The 18,750-nt window shown below is 41.1% G+C and carries 17 protein-coding genes and 1 pseudogene; 12 read left to right on the top strand and 6 right to left on the bottom strand.

The window, feature by feature from the left end; translation table 11 throughout:
• Positions 1-51: 51 nt before the first annotated feature.
• Positions 52-1,092, bottom strand: coding sequence for a biotin synthase BioB (gene bioB, locus MTN97_RS08420; RefSeq protein ID WP_069439402.1), 1,041 nt, complete (start codon positions 1,090-1,092; stop codon positions 52-54).
• 94 nt (positions 1,093-1,186) lie between these two features.
• Here bioB and bioA point away from each other — a divergent pair, with 94 nt between their 5' ends.
• The 6 genes and pseudogenes from bioA to MTN97_RS17900 all read left to right on the top strand — a co-directional run bounded on the left by bioA (position 1,187) and on the right by MTN97_RS17900 (position 7,710).
• Positions 1,187-2,488, top strand: a complete 1,302-nt coding sequence (gene bioA / locus MTN97_RS08415; protein WP_248474161.1) for an adenosylmethionine--8-amino-7-oxononanoate transaminase — start codon at positions 1,187-1,189, stop codon at positions 2,486-2,488.
• Between the two features lie 180 nt (positions 2,489-2,668).
• Positions 2,669-3,481, top strand: a complete 813-nt coding sequence (locus MTN97_RS08410; protein WP_036983462.1) for a hypothetical protein — start codon at positions 2,669-2,671, stop codon at positions 3,479-3,481.
• Positions 3,482-4,528, top strand: coding sequence for an extracellular solute-binding protein (locus tag MTN97_RS08405; protein WP_036982831.1), 1,047 nt, complete (start codon positions 3,482-3,484; stop codon positions 4,526-4,528). It begins immediately after the preceding gene.
• On the top strand, positions 4,528-6,027 hold the full coding sequence (locus MTN97_RS08400; RefSeq protein ID WP_036982834.1) for an iron ABC transporter permease: 1,500 nt from the start codon (positions 4,528-4,530) through the stop codon (positions 6,025-6,027). Before MTN97_RS08405 ends, MTN97_RS08400 begins: the two co-directional genes overlap by 1 nt.
• A 13-nt stretch (positions 6,028-6,040) precedes the next feature.
• Positions 6,041-7,051, top strand: coding sequence for an ABC transporter ATP-binding protein (locus MTN97_RS08395; RefSeq protein WP_248474159.1), 1,011 nt, complete (start codon positions 6,041-6,043; stop codon positions 7,049-7,051).
• A gap of 30 nt (positions 7,052-7,081) precedes the next feature.
• A pseudogene (locus MTN97_RS17900) lies at positions 7,082-7,710 on the top strand (CatB-related O-acetyltransferase).
• 3 nt (positions 7,711-7,713) lie between these two features.
• On the opposite strand, the gene MTN97_RS08380 reads toward MTN97_RS17900, so the two are convergent.
• The gene (locus tag MTN97_RS08380) at positions 7,714-8,148 is read right to left on the bottom strand and encodes an AAA family ATPase (protein WP_013464982.1); all 435 of its coding nucleotides are present in this window, start codon (positions 8,146-8,148) and stop codon (positions 7,714-7,716) included.
• Positions 8,149-8,439: 291 nt separating this feature from the next.
• Here MTN97_RS08380 and asnS point away from each other — a divergent pair, with 291 nt between their 5' ends.
• Positions 8,440-9,837 carry an asparagine--tRNA ligase gene (gene asnS / locus MTN97_RS08375; protein ID WP_013464983.1) on the top strand — a complete coding sequence of 466 codons (1,398 nt, stop codon included), beginning with the start codon at positions 8,440-8,442 and terminating at the stop codon, positions 9,835-9,837.
• Positions 9,838-9,982: 145 nt separating this feature from the next.
• Here asnS and MTN97_RS08370 read toward each other — a convergent pair whose 3' ends face one another.
• From MTN97_RS08370 to MTN97_RS08355, 4 genes are all read right to left on the bottom strand, one after another.
• Positions 9,983-10,312 carry a hypothetical protein gene (locus MTN97_RS08370; RefSeq protein ID WP_248474157.1) on the bottom strand — a complete coding sequence of 110 codons (330 nt, stop codon included), beginning with the start codon at positions 10,310-10,312 and terminating at the stop codon, positions 9,983-9,985.
• A 129-nt stretch (positions 10,313-10,441) separates the two neighbouring features.
• Positions 10,442-10,753 (bottom strand): hypothetical protein, encoded by a 312-nt coding sequence (locus tag MTN97_RS08365; protein ID WP_248474156.1) that lies wholly within the window; start codon positions 10,751-10,753, stop codon positions 10,442-10,444.
• 118 nt (positions 10,754-10,871) lie between these two features.
• The gene (locus tag MTN97_RS08360) at positions 10,872-11,798 is read right to left on the bottom strand and encodes an electron transfer flavoprotein subunit alpha/FixB family protein (RefSeq protein WP_248474155.1); all 927 of its coding nucleotides are present in this window, start codon (positions 11,796-11,798) and stop codon (positions 10,872-10,874) included.
• Positions 11,799-12,548 (bottom strand): electron transfer flavoprotein subunit beta/FixA family protein, encoded by a 750-nt coding sequence (locus MTN97_RS08355; protein ID WP_013464986.1) that lies wholly within the window; start codon positions 12,546-12,548, stop codon positions 11,799-11,801.
• A 219-nt stretch (positions 12,549-12,767) separates the two neighbouring features.
• On the opposite strand from MTN97_RS08355, the gene MTN97_RS08350 reads away from it, so the two are divergent.
• The 5 genes from MTN97_RS08350 (at position 12,768) to MTN97_RS08330 (ending at position 18,530) form a co-directional block, all read left to right on the top strand.
• On the top strand, positions 12,768-14,414 hold the full coding sequence (locus tag MTN97_RS08350; protein ID WP_248474154.1) for an electron transfer flavoprotein-ubiquinone oxidoreductase: 1,647 nt from the start codon (positions 12,768-12,770) through the stop codon (positions 14,412-14,414).
• A 101-nt stretch (positions 14,415-14,515) separates the two neighbouring features.
• Positions 14,516-14,980, top strand: coding sequence for an acyl-CoA thioesterase (locus MTN97_RS08345; protein WP_024602547.1), 465 nt, complete (start codon positions 14,516-14,518; stop codon positions 14,978-14,980).
• 249 nt (positions 14,981-15,229) lie between these two features.
• Complete coding sequence (locus MTN97_RS08340) at positions 15,230-15,799, top strand: outer membrane beta-barrel protein (protein WP_248474153.1); 570 nt, start codon at positions 15,230-15,232, stop codon at positions 15,797-15,799.
• 172 nt (positions 15,800-15,971) lie between these two features.
• Complete coding sequence (tsaA, locus tag MTN97_RS08335; RefSeq protein WP_138627650.1) at positions 15,972-16,676, top strand: tRNA (N6-threonylcarbamoyladenosine(37)-N6)-methyltransferase TrmO; 705 nt, start codon at positions 15,972-15,974, stop codon at positions 16,674-16,676.
• A 129-nt stretch (positions 16,677-16,805) separates the two neighbouring features.
• Complete coding sequence (locus MTN97_RS08330) at positions 16,806-18,530, top strand: proline--tRNA ligase (RefSeq protein ID WP_214553274.1); 1,725 nt, start codon at positions 16,806-16,808, stop codon at positions 18,528-18,530.
• Positions 18,531-18,750: the final 220 nt, after the last annotated feature.

The raw sequence follows: 18,750 nt of genomic DNA, 5'->3' as shown, positions 1-18,750 counted from the left end.
GCTTTAACCTTCAACGCAATACTTTAAACCATTAGCATAGTACTGAGCACTTTACGCTTCGTAAAACAATTCTGCGGTTGCTTTATCAGCCACTTGCGATGACAAAGACGCAGCAACGGCTTCATCTGAATAATCGTGGCGTGTTTCTGGGTTCATCCCGAGCTTTTTAATTAATTGCATGTCGGCATCGGCTTCTGGGTTTTCGGTAGTAAGAAGTTTATCACCATAAAATATAGAGTTAGCACCGGCAAAAAAGCACATTGACTGCATTTGCTCATTCATTGCTGTGCGTCCTGCTGATAAACGTACGTAACTATGGGGCATCATAATACGTGCTGTGGCAATGGTACGAATAAACTCAAACTGATCTAAGTCATCAACGTTTTCAAGCGGTGTCCCTTTCACCTTTACTAGCATATTAATTGGCACGCTTTCGGGCTGCTGGGGTAAATTAGCTAACTGCATTAATAAGCCATAACGGTCGCTTGCTTGCTCACCCATACCGACAATACCGCCGGAGCATACTTTCATACCAGCGTCTCGCACATTGCCTATAGTATCAAGGCGGTCTTGAAAGGTACGAGTTGATATAATTTGCTCATAGTATTCAGGTGAAGTGTCGAGGTTGTGGTTATAGTAATCAAGCCCTGCACTGCGCAGTTCATGAGCTTTTTCGTTATTTAACATGCCTAAAGTCATACAGGTTTCAAGGCCAAGGGCTTTTACTTCTTTTACCATTTGCGAAATGTATGGCATGTCTCTGTCTTTTGGATCTGACCATGCAGCCCCCATACAAAAACGAGTGGCGCCTTTTTGTTTTGCTAACCGTGCTTGCTCTACCACTTTTTCTACTTCTATTAGGCGCTCGCGTTCTAAATCAGTTTTATAATGCCCCGATTGCGGGCAATATTTACAGTCTTCTGGGCAGGCACCTGTTTTAATGGATAACAACGTAGAAATTTGTACTTCGTTTGGATTAAAATTAGCGCGATGCACAGAGGCGGCTTTAAATAATAAATCGTTAAATGGCATTTCAAATAAGGCTTTTACTTCCTGATGGGTCCAATCGTGTCGAACTGTTGCAAGCTCCATAATACTCTCTTTTATTTTTGCTCTTGGTGTTATTGGCTTAGAATACGTATTGCCGTACCATTGTCAACGAAGCCCACTTAGTTAAAGTTTACATATGAACAAAAAACAAACGATAGACCTTGATTTTGATCGTCAGCACATTTGGCACCCCTACACCTCAATGACTCAACCTATTCCGGTTTACCCCGTTACGCATGCAAATCACAACCTTATTTACTTAGAAACGGGGGAACAACTTATTGACGGTATGGCCTCATGGTGGAGTGCTATTCACGGCTATAACCATCCGGTTTTAAATGAAGCGATGCACGCCCAGATAGATAAAATGAGCCATGTAATGTTTGGTGGCATAACCCACCAGCCGGCAGTAGAGCTCTGTAAAAAGCTGGTAGCGATAACGCCAGAGGGATTAACAAAGGTGTTTTTAGCCGACAGTGGCTCAGTAAGTGTGGAAGTAGCGATAAAAATGGCGCTGCAATATTGGTTAAGCCAAGGGGTTACAACAAAACAAAAATTAATGACTCCGTTCAAAGGTTACCATGGCGATACATTTGCAGCGATGAGTGTGTGCGATCCTATTAATTCTATGCATAATTTATACGCTGGTTTTTTGCCTGAGCATATTTTTGTGCCAGCCCCTATTAGCCAATTTAATAGTGCGTTTAATCAAGCTGAGGCTGATGAACTCGAAAGCTATTTTTTAAAGTACCACCAGCAAGTCGCCGCGTTTATTATTGAACCTATAGTGCAAAACGCCGGGGGGATGAATTTTTATCATCCTGAGTATTTAGCCTGTGTGCGTAAACTATGCACTCAATATAATGTGCTGCTTATTTGCGATGAAATTGCCACCGGATTTGGCCGCACCGGCAAATTGTTTGCTGTAGAGCATGCCAATATAGAGCCCGATATACTGTGTATAGGTAAAGCGCTGACTGGTGGCGCAATGACACTTTCGGCAACCATAACTAGCGACAAAATAGCCACAGGGATCAGCGAAGGAGAAGCTGGGGTTTTGATGCACGGACCTACATTTATGGGAAATCCCCTTGCCTGCGCTGTTGCCTGCGCCAGTATTGATTTATTACTAAGCCAAAACTGGCAACACCATATCAGCGAAATAAATACTCAATTACAGCAGCTGCATAAATGCCAAGCGCTCAGCACCGTGGCGAATGTACGTACTTTAGGAGCTATTGGCGTAGTAGAGCTTACAGAAGAGGCTGGTAGCATTGATGTCGCTAAAATTCAGGCTTATTTTGTATCTCAAGGAGTATGGATACGCCCCTTTGGTAAGCTAATTTATCTAATGCCACCGTATATAAGTGACAAAAACAGTATTCGCGCTTTATGTGATGCTATTTATAACGCCATAAAAGGTAAACATTACGTATAGATAGGTTAACTATCATCAAGGATTACGTTAAAATTTATACAAATAATTAGTTTGCTGCCTATTCGTCCCAAAACATTGGTATTTTTAGCCCTGACCTGTCATTTAGTGTGTTGATCTGAGTGATCTTTAGGGATATGATAATGCCTATCATTTACAATAACATTTATGGACTCACTTGCTATGAAAATATTACTTAAGCCTGCCAAGACATTAAGTGCAAGTTTTTTACTCGCCTCTGCGATTTTTGCACAACCGGCACTTGCTAATGGCCCTATTGGTGAGCATGTTAATCACCTTCAAGCTAATTTAAAAACTTACAATGAAGACGTTGAATGGATGATCTCTAAAGTCGATACCATGGTAAGCGATTACGAGAAAAAAGGCGCAAAAGCAGTCAATAGTGATGATTTGGTTGAGTACTGGGAGTCAGTTAAATTCCACAGCGCCATAGAAACTAATTACGTGCCTGTCTATGCCTCTATTTGGCAAGGTTTGTATGGCATAAAAATGGCTATCGATAATAAAAAACCAGCGTCAGAAGTACGCAAACAACAACAAGCAATGAATAATGCCCTATGGCAAGGATTAGGCGCAGTTAAACTGGCAGCTAAGTTTCAACAAAAAGGGTTATTAGATAGCGTTAAAGCAACAGCAACCAAAGAAATGACGCAAAGCGCGACTATCGACGAAATTAAACATAAATTAGACCGAGTGGTCGCTAAATACGCAGAACGTTTAAGCGATGAAGCCACCAACATAGTGCACGACACTTACCTACATTTATTTGAAGGTGTTGAAGGTACACTAATTGAGCAAGACGCGAAGTTAGTAGAAATCCTAGAAAAAGACTTTAACGTCACACTTCCACAAGCAATTTCTAATAATAAAAGTGTTGATGAAGTTCGTGATGTGGTTGTTGATATGCAAACCAAACTAAGCCGCGCTCAAACGCTGATTGAAAAAGCAGAAAAAGCACGTAAGGATGTATTTTAAGTGAAACGCAGAACCTTTATTCAAGGCTTAGCTGCGTTAGGGGTAGCGGGTGCTTTACCGCTATCGCTTTCACGCGCTTTTGCCGCTGATATTGCTATTGCAAACCCCGTGTCTGTTGATACATTGCCTAAACTAAAAGGTGCATTGACGCTTTATTTAGGCCGTGGTGAAGGTGGCTTATACGAAAACGTATTACAAGCCATTCAAAAAAAGAACCCTGATCTTGACCTTGCCATTCGTCGCGGCCCTACCGCAGCGCTTGCCAACACCATTGTTGCCGAAGCAAATGCAGGGGTTAAACGTGCCGACTTATTTTGGGCAGTCGACTCTGGGGCAATTGGTTTAGTTACCGATGCCGGTCTTGCCAAGCCCATGCCGAGTGATTTATCAGCGCAATTACAGCCACAATTTAGATATGATGAATGGGCACCTGTTACTGGCCGTATTCGTACTTTACCCTTTAATACCGATCGCTTAACCAAAGAGCAAATTCCAACGAGCATTATGGACATTGCCGACAGTGATTTAAGTATTGGTTGGGCGCCTGCTTATGCTTCTTTTCAATCGTTTATTACTGCTATGCGGCTTTTAGAAGGTGATGATAAAACGGCTAAGTGGCTCAAAAAAGTTAAAAAACGATCTAAAACCTACGCCGGTGAACTCGGTGTGGTAATGGGCGTTGAACGTGGTGAAGTAGACATTGGTTTTGCTAATCATTACTACACGCTGCGCTTAAAATCAGGTAAGCCCGATGCAAAACTTGATTTAGCCTTTACGCAAAATGATGCTGGCTGTTTAGTTAACGCTTCAGGTATTTTATCGTTATCTGACGACCCACTGGCAATCAACTTTATGCGCTATTTACTTAGCATTGAAGTGCAAAGTTATTTAGCAAGCGAAGCCTATGAAATCCCACTGGTTAATGGCATTACTCAACCCGATGGATTGCCAAAGTTAACCAGTATTTCGCCACCTAAAATTGATTTAACCCAGTTGGCTGATTTACGCCCAACTATAGATTTAATGCGCAGCAGCGGCGTTTTATAATGCGAATACCTACATCTTACCCAATGGCGCTGCTTGCAGCGCTAGTGACCCTGACCCCTATTTTTGTTTTAATTACGCTTGCCTCTGACGCAAGCTCTTTTTTTGATAGCCATAATTTAACTATTTTAGGCAATACCCTGTCGTTAATGGGATTAACTGTATTAGGTTCAATTTTAATTGGTGTGCCCTTAGCATTCATTAGCGCCTATGTGCAGTTACCGTTTAAAAAGTTTTGGCTGGTGGTGTTTGCAGCCCCGCTTGCTATTCCCAGTTACATTGGCGCTTTTACGCTTTATGCTGCATTTGGTCCTGGCGGTGAAATAAACAACTTACTTGGTTTTGAAACCCCTTCTATGTATGGCTTAACGGGAGCCGCCATTGTCATGACCTTGTATACTTTTCCGTTTGTTATGATGACTACCCGTTCGTCTTTACTTAGTTTAGATGCCAGTATGGTCAACGCTGCTCGAACGCTGGGTATGTCAATGACGCAAAGCGTATTTAAAGTTATTTTACCCCGCGTAGTAAATGGCATTGCTGCAGGGTCGTTATTGGTTGCACTATATACCTTATCTGACTTTGGTACTCCCGCAATGATGCGCTTAGATACGTTTACCCGTGTTATTTATGTGGAATATAATGCTTTTGCCTTAAGCCGTGCGGCTATGTTATCACTGCAACTGATGGTGATTGTTGGCTTTTTATTAATGATTGAATCACAAATAAAAACCGCCTCAGAGCGTCAAGGTCGTTCGCTTATTTTATTCCCTAAAAAATGGCAACTAGGCGCTATGTTTGCCACCTTTGCACCTATTTTGTTACTCGCTATTGGCCTACCTTTAGCAGTATTTACTTTGTGGTTAGTGCGTGATGGCTTTAGCTCGTTTGATTTTAGTATTGCCTGGCATTCAACTTACGCTTCAGCCATTGCCGCTATTGTTACAGTTATTGTTGCCATTCCGGTTGCCCATGCGGCTTTAAGTGGTAAGGCTGGTAAAATAATGGAACGTGTTACTTACTTTGGTTTTGGTATTCCGGGTATTGTTATGGGCACAGCGCTTGTGTATGGCGGCTTACAACTACCCTTTTTATATCAAACGCTGGGCTTATTGATTATTGCTTATATGCTACGTTTTTTACCACTTGCGGTAGGTTCTGTGCGTACCAGCACCGAGCATCTTGACCCAAGCTTGGTAAAATCAGCGCGGGTATTAGGCGCAAGCCCGCGCGAAGCCTTTACGCGTATTACTTTACCCCTAACTATGCGTGGTATTATTGCAGGTGGCGCCTTGGTCTTTTTAGAGTCAATGCGTGAATTAGAAGCCACACTTTTATTAGGCCCCACTGGCTTTGAAACGCTATCTACCTACTTATGGCGTGTTTACGAAGCCGGTTATTTTGGCCGTGCTGCTATTCCTGGCTTATTGTTGGTAGTGATTTCTGCGGGTGCTTTAGCTATTATGATGTCTGGCGAAAAACGCAACCAGTTTGAACATTAAGGATTTATAAAAAATGCTATCTGTAAGTCAGTTGTCTATAGATTATGGCAGTAACCGTGTTGTTAGCGATTTAAATTTCACCTTAGGTGAAAGCGAAATATTAATGCTTGTTGGTCCAACAGGTTGCGGAAAAAGTACTATTTTACAAGCGTTAGCGGGGCTTTTACCAATTAGTGAGGGTGAAATTAAAGTAGCTAAATGGACAGCGACACCAAAGCATACTGTGGCGCCTGAAAAACGCAGCGTAGGTATGGTGTTTCAAGACTTTGCGTTGTTCCCTCATTTAACAGTTGAGCAAAACGTATGTTTTAAACTTAAAGACACCAGCCCTGCCGATCACTGGCTAAAACTTCTTGGTTTAGATGCATTTAGGCATAAAAAACCAGCCACACTGTCAGGCGGGCAAAAGCAACGCGTAGCATTAGCGCGTACCCTTGCCCACCAACCTGACTTTGTATTACTTGATGAGCCGTTATCTAACCTTGATGCTGCCTTAAAAGATATGTTGCGTTGGGATATCCGCAACGCATTAAAAGAAGCTGGTGTACCGGCAATTTGGGTAACGCACGATCAAGAAGAAGCGCTTTCGGTGGGCGATCGTGTGGGTGTTTTAAAAGGCGGTAAAATACAACAAATTGACACCCCAGAGCAGTGTTTTAGTACCCCAAACAACCGCTTTGTTGCGCGCTTTTTAGGTGAAGCCAGCTTTATAAAAGGAACCCTAAATAACGGCCAAGCGCTTACCGTCATTGGTAATGTGCCTGCAAACGGCATTGATTGTGACACTGGTGAGGTAGAAGTTTTACTTCGTCCAGATGATGTATTATTAGTACAAAGCAGTATTGGTAATAATGGTGAAGTAATTTGGGTACGCTTTGAAGGCGGTAGCCGTTTATGCGCGGTTAAACTTGCATGCGAAACCGTAGTAACTAGCCGAGTAAGCCATGAGGTGGTTGTACACCCAGGTGACAAGGTACATGTTTCGCTCAGTACATCTCACCCATTGGCGGCATTTAAAAGCTAGTAGCGTATTTATCTTACTTGAGAGGAAACCATGAACGGACCAAATCCAAACAATCCATCACCTATGGACGGTTTTCCTCAAGTAGGTTATTTAAAAAACTTTATTGAGTCACCTGATATAGAAGTGGGTGATTACACCTATTACGACGACCCTGATGGGCCTGAACATTTTGAAAAAATGTCCTTTATCATTTCGATTTTATTGGGGATCGTCTCATCATAGGTAAGTTTTGCGCCATAGCTAAAGACGTTACTTTTATAATAAATGGGGCTAACCATCAAACCTCCGGCTTTTCTTCTTATCCATTTTTTATATTTGGTAACGGTTAGGAAAAGTCTGCACCTCAACAAAGTGACTTACCTTTCAAGGGCAATACTGAAATAGGTAATGATGTATGGATTGGTTACAACGCCACTATTATGCCGGGGGTAAAAATTGGCAGCGGCGCCATCATAGCGAGTAAATCTGTGGTAACCAATGATGTACCTGCCTATAGCATTGTTGGCGGTAACCCTGCAAAAGCAATAAAAAAGCGTTTTGATGAAACAACTATCAATCAACTTTTAGCAATTGCATGGTGGGGCTAGAGCAGTGAAAAAATTGCCGCTCATTTAGATGCCATTACCCACGCTGATATAGACGTTTTAGCTAAAATTTAATAATTACCACTCAAACATGTAAGCCATTTTACTAATGGTTTTAAGCGGTATGTTATGACTATTGCGCTTGGCATATAAGTGTTGCATTGATTTGTCTTTTACTTCACCAACAATCACTTCTTTTACTTGATACCCTAAAGCTATCGCTGCTTGCGAATAGGCAATGAATTCCCATTTTTTAATGTTAGTGTTATCAACAATAACCAGTTCAATACCTTGTGCTAACGCGTTAATAAAACGTGCTAGGTTTAGGTTATGATATTGCGATAATTTAAACTTATCGAAATGATATTCACCCTGCTCGTTTACAAAGTAATCATCTGTTGAGCAAATAAAATAATTGCTTTCATCTGCGCCCGATAATTCGTCAGCGAGATTTTGCGCATAATATGACTTACCACTGCCTGGCAGTCCTCGTAAAATAAAAACTTGTTTCATAGCATCCATTTTTTATTAATGGTAAACGTTAATTCGGTTTGATTACTAATAATGCCACAAATTGATGAATTTTCAGAGTAACAAATGGTAATAGTAGCCATTTAACTCTAAAAACTGGTTAAAAAAACCGCGCGTGACTAAAAACTTTTAAAGAGTTGCCCACAACAGTTTTTTTATTTTACTTTACTAGGTATTATACAAGGTTCAAGTGCAGTGACCTTACATACATAAATGCATGAGTAACGCACAATTAATTTATATAGTTAGGCAACTTATATCATTGGAGTGAAGATGAGCCATTTAGCGATTTCAGAGCTATTAAAAGGCAATGTTGCGGTAGACAGCCAAGTAACCATTAAAGGCTGGATCCGTACACGCCGCGATTCAAAAGCAGGAATATCATTTTTAGCCGTTCATGACGGTTCGTGTTTTGATCCTATTCAAGCGGTAGTTCCTAATTCACTGAATAATTATGATGAAGTTACAAGCTTAACAGCAGGCTGTTCTGTGTCGGTTACCGGTGTATTAGTGCAATCTGCAGGACAAGGTCAATCTTTCGAAATTCAAGCTAATTCAGTGACTGTGTTAGGTTGGGTTGAAAATCCAGATACTTACCCAATGTCGGCTAAGCGCCACAGCATTGAATATTTACGTGAGCACGCTCACCTTCGCCCGCGCACCAATATGATTGGCGCAGTAACGCGTGTACGTAACTGTTTAGCGCAAGCGATTCATCGTTTTTACCATGAGCAAGGCTTTTACTGGATCAGTACACCAATCATCACAGCCAGTGACTGTGAAGGTGCGGGTGAAATGTTCCGCGTATCAACCCTTGATATGCAAAACCTGCCAATGACAGATAAAGGCGAAATTGATTACAGCGAAGACTTTTTTGGTAAAGAAGCATTCCTAACGGTATCTGGCCAGCTAAACGGTGAAACATATGCATCAGCTATGTCTAAAATTTACACCTTTGGCCCTACGTTCCGTGCAGAGAATTCAAATACATCTCGCCACTTAGCTGAATTTTGGATGGTAGAGCCAGAAGTTGCGTTTGCTGATTTAGAAGATATCGCAAAATTGGCTGAAAACATGCTTAAGTACGTGTTTAAAGCGGTATTAGAAGAACGCCGTGACGATATGGAGTTTTTTGCTCAACGTATCGAAAAAACTGCGATTAGCCGTTTAGAAGAATTTGTTGAAAAAGACTTCGCACAAGTTGATTACACAGATGCTGTAGAAATTCTAAAAGCATGTGGCAAGAAATTTGAGTACGCTGTTGAATGGGGTGTAGATTTACAGTCTGAGCACGAGCGTTACTTAGCAGAAGAACACTTTAAAGCACCGGTTGTTATTAAAAACTACCCGCGCGATATTAAAGCATTTTACATGCGTCAAAACGAAGACGGTAAAACTGTTGCGGCTATGGACGTAGTGGCACCTGGTATTGGTGAGATCATTGGTGGTTCACAACGTGAAGAGCGTCTTGATGTATTAGATGCACGCCTTGACGAAATGGGCTTAAATAAAGAAGACTACAGCTGGTACCGCGACCTACGTAAATACGGTAGCGTGCCACACTCTGGCTTTGGTTTAGGGTTTGAGCGCTTAGTTGCTTATGTTACCGGTATGGGTAACGTACGTGATGTGATTGCATTCCCACGTACTAAAGGCAGCGCAACGTACTAAGCCACGCTTTGTAACGTTAAATAAAAAACCAACCTAAGGGTTGGTTTTTTATTGTCTTTATCTAAATCTTTATAAATATCTTGCGTTTATAAAGCATATTTGACATTAACTAAAAGCCTATAACATGTAATAAAGCAAAGGTGAACTATGCCAATTTAGCACTCATAACTAAAGCGAGTTGCTCATACATCCCCCCCCCCAAGTTTAGCTCGCCAATATTAACTAGTGAATAGCTCAGTACCCACACACCCGATAACACATAAAAAAACAAAGGATTCGAGCCATACACAATTAATGGATTAACAAGACGTTCGGGTTTTACTATGTCGCAAAGCCACACAAAAAAGGCCAGTACAATACAGGCAATCCCTGAGGTGTAAATAACAAAGGTACTGGTCCAAAGCGGTTTATTAATTGGCATAATCAGCGAGCCTAATTGCTCTAGAGCAATACCGACAACCCCGATTAACAACAAACGCTTAATACTTGTCCATTGACTGCTAGAGCTGGTAAGTAGGCGGGTAACCTAAAAGCCAAATAAAACACTCACGACACTAGGTAAGGTGCTCAAAAGCCCTTCTGGATCAAACGCTAATCCTTTACTTCACCACAAATGCGGTTCACCTAACACCGCTATATAAACCCTTCTATCCAAGTTATTCTCTAGTGTATAGGCATTATTAGAACCAACACTTAAAAGCAGTAACCAATATGTAATTAAAATAACAACCGATAAGCTGATCACCCCTCGCCTATTGAGTAACAATACACAGATAGACGCTAAAATATAGGCAATGCCTATTCGCTGTAATACACCCAGTATTCTCAAGTTTTCAATGCTCGTGGTAAAGGGGTAAATATTTAACGCTAAGCCAATAGCAAAAATAATTGCTGCTCGTTTTATCAGCCGTAACACTTGGCTTGCATTAGCTGTGCTGTTGGTTTTTTTAATGAAAAAAGCCGCAGAATCAATAATGAAACGGCGGCTTTAAATCAGAATATTTAACTTTATATTATGCTGTGGTTATTAAACTTTATAAAGCTTGTTCAAGCTCAGGTAATACATCAAATAAATCAGCAACTAAACCGTAATCAGCCACTTGGAATATTGGCGCATCTGGGTCTTTATTAATGGCCACAATAATTTTTGAATCTTTCATGCCAGCTAAATGCTGAATAGCACCACTTATACCTACCGCTATGTATAAATTAGGCGCAACAATTTTACCTGTTTGACCTACTTGCATATCATTAGGAACAAAGCCTGCGTCAACCGCTGCACGTGAAGCGCCAATTGCAGCCCCCAGCTTATCGGCAATACCATTAAGAAGTGCAAAGTTTTCACCATTTTGCATACCTCGACCACCTGAAATAACCACATCAGCTGCAGTGAGCTCTGGGCGTTCAGATTCGGTTTGCTCAACACTAACAAAGCTACTTAACTGTGAATCAGAGACCGTATCTAAGGTTGTGACATTAGCTGGCGCTTGTTCGCCTTGTAAATCAAAGCTACTTGCACGCACGGTGATCACTTTTTTATTATCGAGTGATTTAACCGTTGCTATGGCATTTCCCGCATAGATTGGGCGTTTAAACGTGTCTGCGTCAATAACAGCAATAATTTCTGAAATTTGTGCAACATCTAATAATGCGGCAACACGCGGCATAAAGTTTTTACCTGTCGTTGTGGCACTTGCCACAATATGGCTGTACTCATCTGCAAGTGATAACACTAAATCTGTCATGCTTTCGGCAAGTTGATGCTCGTACACCGCGTTATCTGCAAGTAATACATTTGTAACACCCTCAATGCTCGCAAGTGACTCACTCATCGTACCTAAGTTTATGCCAGCTAACAATACATCGACATCAAAGCCTAATTTTTTAGCGGCGTTAATGGTTTTTGAGGTTTCTGGTTTTAAGGCACCGTTATCGTGCTCTGCAATTACAAGAGTTTTCATTTAAATCACCTTTGCCTCTGTTTTAAGTTTTTCCACAAGCTGTGCAACGTCTTCAACAATAATGCCGCCGCTGCGTTTTGCTGGTTCTTCTACACGAACGACTTCAATACGCGGTGTTAAATCGACACCTAACGAATCAGCCGCAATAACTTCTAGCGGTTTACGTTTGGCTTTCATGATATTAGGTAGCGACGCATAACGTGGCTCGTTTAAACGTAAATCGGTGGTTACAATCGCTGGTAAATTAAGTGCAACAGTTTGCAAACCGCCATCAACTTCGCGGGTTACATTCACTTTGCCATTTTCAATAACCACTTTTGAAGCAAATGTACCTTGGCCGCGATTAGTTAATGCAGCGAGCATTTGGCCCGTTTGATTATTATCAGAATCGATAGATTGCTTGCCTAAAATAACGAGCTCAGGAGATTCTTGCTCAACCACTTTCGCAAGTAACTTTGCAATATGAAGAGACTCTAGGTTTTGCTCGGTTTCAACATGAATCGCTTTATCAGCGCCAAGGGCAAGTGCTGTGCGTAATTGCTCTTGTGATGCTTTAGCGCCAATAGTCACAACAACCACTTCGCTTGCAGTACCCGCTTCTTTTAAACGAATCGCTTCTTCTACCGCAATTTCACAAAATGGGTTCATTGCCATTTTTACGTTTGTTAAATCAACACCGCTGTTATCAGGTTTAACGCGAGCTTTTACGTTGTAATCAATCACTCTTTTTATTGGTACGAGAACTTTCATAGGGACTCCATAATTATTTAAACCTATAAGCTAACGTATACGTCAACCTATTTATTTTATGAAATCAGACTACTTCCTGTTGACGTAAACGTCAACCTAAAATAACCTTAAACTATTCACAACCTGTAACGTTTAATTTGCATCACAAAATAACAGGTTGCTTAGCTTACTTTTTGCCTATAGGGCAAGAGTAAGTCCGTCATAGATAAAGAGGTTATTATGATTGAACGCGAAACCATGGAATTTGATGTTGTTGTTGTAGGGGCAGGCCCTGCTGGGCTCTCAACAGCAATTAAACTCGCGCAGCAAGCACAAGAAAAACAACAAGAGTGCATGATTTGTGTGGTTGAAAAAGGCTCTGAAGTGGGCGCGCATGTATTATCAGGTGCTGTTTTTGAAACCAAAGCATTGGATGAACTACTGCCAAACTGGCAAGAATTGGGCGCGCCTGTTACGACTAAAGTCCAAAGCGATGAAATTTATTGGTTTAATAACGAACAAAAGGCAACCTCTATACCTCATTTTGCAACCCCTAACACATTTCATAATAACGGTAACTACATTGTTTCTATGGGGAATGTATGTCGTTGGCTTGCTGAGCAAGCAGAAAACTTGGGCGTTGAAATATTTCCAGGCTTTAGTGCTCATTCACTTATTATTGAAGATGATGTTGTTAAAGGCATTATTACCGGTGATATGGGGCTGGATAAAAACGGCGACGAAAAAGACGGTTACATGCCGGGTATGGAGTTACGTGCTAAATACACGGTATTTGCTGAAGGCTGTCGCGGCCATTTAGGTAAGCAACTGATCAATCAGTTTGCTTTAGACGATGAAAGCTCGCCACAGCATTACGGTTTAGGCTTTAAAGAAATTTGGCAAGTAGATGAATCTAAACATCAGCTTGGTAAAGTAGTTCACGGAACCGGTTGGCCATTGAGTGGCGATACTGGCGGTGGTGCTTTTATGTATCATAGCGAAAACAACCAAGTGGTGGTTGGTTTAATTGTTGATTTAAATTATTCAAATCCACATTTAAGCCCATTTGATGAGTTTCAGCGTTTAAAACACCACCCGGTATTTAAAAAAACCCTTGAAGGGGGTGAGCGTATTGCTTATGGTGCGCGCGCCATTGCCAAAGGCGGTTTATACTCTTTGCCTAAAATGCATTTCCCGGGTGGCTTGTTAGTGGGTTGTGATGCAGGCACCCTAAATTTTGCAAAAATTAAAGGTAATCATACGGCTATGAAGTCAGGCATGATAGCCGCTGAGGTGATTTTTAATGCGCTACAAAACGATTTAGCTAACACGGATTTAACTCAGTACACCGCTGAGTTTAAAAAATCATGGGCGTATAAAGAGCTGTATCAATCTCGTAACTTTGGCCCCGCTATGCATACCTTAGGCAAATTTGCAGGCGGTGCGTATAACACCCTTGATCAAAACATATTTAAGGGTGCCCTACCGTTTAGTTTTAAAGATAACGTACCCGATCACGCCACTTTGAAAGACGCTGATCAAGCTCAAAAGATTGCCTATCCGAAGCCTGATGGCAAACTCAGCTTTGATAAGCTTTCTTCGGTATTTTTATCAAACACTAATCATGAAGAATCGCAGCCGTGTCATTTGAAACTTAAAGATGCATCAGTTCCGATTAAGGTAAATTTAGTTAAATTTGATGAACCTGCACAGCGATACTGCCCTGCCGGCGTTTATGAAGTACAAGAAGTCGAAGGCGAGCAAGCCTTCGTGATCAATGCGCAAAACTGTGTGCATTGTAAAACCTGTGATATTAAAGATCCGAGCCAAAATATCACCTGGGTCACTCCTGAAGGTGCCGGCGGTCCTAACTACCCCAATATGTAACAACCTTTCTAAAGAAATTATAAACTTATCCTAAATTGCAGGGGCTTCGGCCCCTTTTTTGCGCTATGCTGTTAAGTAATATGAATAAATGAGAGTATGTTATGGCGTCGTCGAGTGTAATTTTTCGTTTTTTAGCAGAGCCTACCGATGTAAATTTTGGTGGTAAGGTGCATGGTGGTGTGGTCATGAAGTGGATTGACCAAGCAGGCTATGCCTGTGCTGCAGGTTGGAGCGGTCATTACTGCGTAACCGTATCGGTTGCGGGCGTTAAGTTTAGCCGCCCTATTTTGGTTGGCCAAATTGTTGAAGTGGAAGCCAAAATTGCACACACAGGTAAAACCAGTATGCAAATTTTCATACAAGTACGCTGTGGCGACCCTAAAACCCAAAACTTAGTTGAAACTAATCATTGTGTAATAAGTTTTGTTGCTATGGATGAGACCGGTTACCCTGTTGCCGTTCCTGAATTCACATCTGTTACTGACGAAGATAAAAAGCTAGAAAATTATGCCATTAAAATGAAACAAATAGCGATAGAAACAGAAAACTTACTTTATCAAGTCTAATTCGGTACCTTTTGCAGGTATGTATAAACTACAGCAAGCTGTAAATTCTACAATTTTTATTTTTTACAAATTAACAGTACGCTTAACAGCTGGATGTTTTGCGTACTTAAACCACCAAAAAAGTTCAATAAATACACTTTAAGAGCAAATATTAAACAAAAAAATTATTGGCATGTTCACTGCAATAAGTAAATCGACGTTTGATGAATCTATCGAACATTAGATTTTATTTTTTAAAGGAGCTATACAATGATTAAAACACTTTCTCTTTCTGCACTTGCTTTAGCAACACTGGGTTTTAATTCAGCAGCACAGGCAGATGTTACCGACATGGACTCTCCACGTATTTATACGGGTATTGGTTACGGCCAATATTCATTTCAGTTTGAAGATAGCGAAAACGACACCGATTTCGATGACGACGCGCAAATGTTAAAAGGTTATATCGGTACTCAATTTAATGAACATATAAGCCTTGAACTTGCCTATCAAAATTTTGATGAAGTGAGTGACATAGACAGTAAAGCAGAAATTGATGGGGTATCACTAGCAGCGCGTTTTGCAGCGCCAATCACTGAAAATTTTTCTATCTATGCAAAAGGCGGTTGGTTCGAATGGGATGCTGATTTAACTCAAGAACTACCAGTAGGCAGCATTAGCGTATCACAAGACGGTGGTGACGTATTTTATGGTGCAGGTATTGAATATGCTTTCACAACCAATATGCAAGTGCGTTTAGAGTATGAGCGTTACGAATTAGATGATGATATCGACCCAGAAATGGACGTTGCGTCAGTATCTTTCCAATATATGTTTTAATAACAACTCAATAGTTGCAATGTAAGGGTAAGGCTAGGTTTAGCCTTGCCCTTTGTTATTCCACATTTAAACGAATCAGTCTAAACTCTCTTTATCCTGATTATATTAAGCTAATGCCACCAATGGTAATTACAGGTAGAATACCTCCCTATTTTATTTGTTAGCGAGCATTATGAGCGATTATCAGATTTCGGCTATTGGTCATATTCAATCACCGTATAAACAAAAGTTTGCCATTCCTAGACAACCTCGATTAGTGCCAGAAGCAAAAGCTAAACTTATTTTTGCTCCAGATTTTAATCGTGAAGAATTTGTTCGTGGTTTAGATGAATTTAGCCATATTTGGCTATTATTTCGTTTTCATGAAACCGCAGATAAAGGCTATTCAGCAATGGTGCGCCCGCCGCGCCTTGGTGGCAATGAGCGTAAAGGCGTTTTTGCCACACGCGCTACATTCAGACCTAACGCTATAGGGATGAGTGCTGTTAAGTTAGAGGGAATTGAATACAAAAAAGGGCAGTTAGCGTTATTGCTCGCCGGTATTGATTTACTTGATGGTACACCTATTGTTGATATTAAGCCTTATTTGCCCTATTCAGACGCTTTACCTGATGCCAGTGCAGGCTTTGCCGACACGCGCCCAGAAACTCACATGAGTGTTGAATTTAGTGAGCAAGCTTTGGAATTTATAAATAAACAAAGCCACTATCCTGAGCTACAAGCGTTTATCAGCAATGTGCTAAAACAAGATCCTCGCCCAGCGTATAAAAAGCAAAAACAAGGCATGCAAAGTTATGGTATGAATTTGTATGAATACAACATTACCTGGCAAGTGACTGACTCTCATCATCTGGTTACTCATATAGAGCCCAGTTAAACTAACTTTAAAACCCTGCTATGGCTATAAAATGCGATAAAAAATCACTTAGCGCTTTAGTGTCAATGCATCCGCTGGTAAACTGAGCGCCTTAATTAAAAGAACATATTACTCTATTTCGGAAAAAACATGCGTACTAGTCAATATATACTCGCTACACTTAAAGAAACGCCATCAGATGCGGAAATTGTATCGCATCAATTAATGCTTAGAGCCGGAATGATCCGTCGCGTCGCTTCGGGTTTATACACTTGGCTACCCTCTGGTTTACGTGTGCTTAGAAAAGTAGAAAACATTGTACGCGAAGAAATGGATAAAGCAGGCGCAATTGAAATGCTAATGCCAGTAATTCAACCGGCTGACTTATGGGAAGAATCGGGCCGCTGGAGTGAGTTTGGTCCAGAGCTTATGCGCTTTACCGATCGTCACAATCGTGAATTTGCTATGGGTCCTACCCATGAAGAAGTGATCACCGATTTTGTCCGCAAAGAAATTAACAGCTACAAGCAACTGCCTATTACTTTGTACCAAGTACAAACTAAAGTACGTGACGAACGTCGTCCGCGCTTTGGTGTTATGCGTGCTCGTGAATTTACTATGAAAGATGCCTACTCATTCCATTTAACCGATGAATGTTTAGATGCAACTTATCAAGTTATGCACAAAGCCTACTGTAATATTTTTGAACGTTTAGGCCTTGATTTCCGCCCTGTTATTGCTGATACCGGCTCTATAGGCGGTAGTGTATCGCATGAGTTTCACGTACTTGCTGAATCTGGCGAAGACGCTATTGCCTTTAGTGATGCTAGTGACTACGCCGCTAATATTGAAAAAGCAGAAGCGCTAGCGCCAACTGAATCGCGCCCTGAAGCAAGCAAAGAGCTAAAAGCATTCCCAACGCCAGATGCTAAAACAATTAATGAGCTGAAAAAACACTATGGTGTAAAACCACATCGCGGTGTTAAAACACTGATTGTTTATGGCGCCCCTGATGAAGACGGAAAACGTGGCTTAGTTGCACTAGTATTGCGTGGCGATCACGAGCTTAATGAACTTAAAGCTGAAAAACACCCACTGGTTTCTTCACCACTAGAGATGGCAACCGAGGCAGATATTGTCGCTGCCATTGGCGCAAAACCGGGTTCTTTAGGCCCTGTTGGCTTAAACATGCCAATTATTGTTGATAGAGCGGCGAATGTAATGGCTGATTTTGTAGCTGGTGCCAACAAAGACGATGAGCACTTTAGTGGTATTAACTGGGACCGCGACGTAACAGACTACGAAGTTGCTGATATCCGTAATATTGTTGAGGGCGATCCTAGCCCGTGTGGCCAAGGCACGTTGCAAATTAAGCGCGGTATTGAAGTTGGTCATATTTTCCAACTAGGTACTAAGTACTCAGAAGCAATGAAAGCAGGTGTATTAAGCGAATCGGGTAAAAACCAAACAATGACTATGGGTTGTTATGGTATTGGTGTATCGCGTGTTGTTGCCGCTGCCATTGAGCAAAATAACGACCAATACGGTATTACCTGGCCTAAAGCCATCGCCCCTTTCGATTTAGCAATTGTGCCAATGAATATGCATAAATCGCATCGTATCCCTGATATTGCTAATAATCTATATCAAGGTTTGAAAGATGCAGGTTTAGATGTGCTATTTGATGACCGTAAAGAGCGCCCTGGTGTTATGTTTAACGACATGGAATTACTCGGTGTACCTTACACGCTTGTAATTGGTGAGCGTAACCTTGATGAAAACAAGGTAGAACTTAAAAACCGCCGCACTGGTGAAAAACTAATGATAGATATTGATAGCGCGATTGAAACAATCAAAAATCAATTTAATGCATAAGCTTAAAGTTAATTAAAAAACCGCTGTATGATTTTTTCATACAGCGGTTTTTTATGACCGTGAATATGATGATTTAAGTTCAAAATGTGCGTCACTGATACTACTATCAATAATCAATTTAAAGCAGATGAAAATAGATTAAAACTACGTATCGTCCTTCGCTATTATGCCTTTTGCAATAGCCATGTTTTTAAGCTCATTTAAAAGCTCCCATATTTCT

The organism is Pseudoalteromonas sp. 2CM36K (assembly GCF_023161865.1).
Lineage (GTDB): Bacteria > Pseudomonadota > Gammaproteobacteria > Enterobacterales > Alteromonadaceae > Pseudoalteromonas > Pseudoalteromonas tetraodonis.
This window is presented reverse-complemented; position numbering and strand designations above follow the sequence as displayed.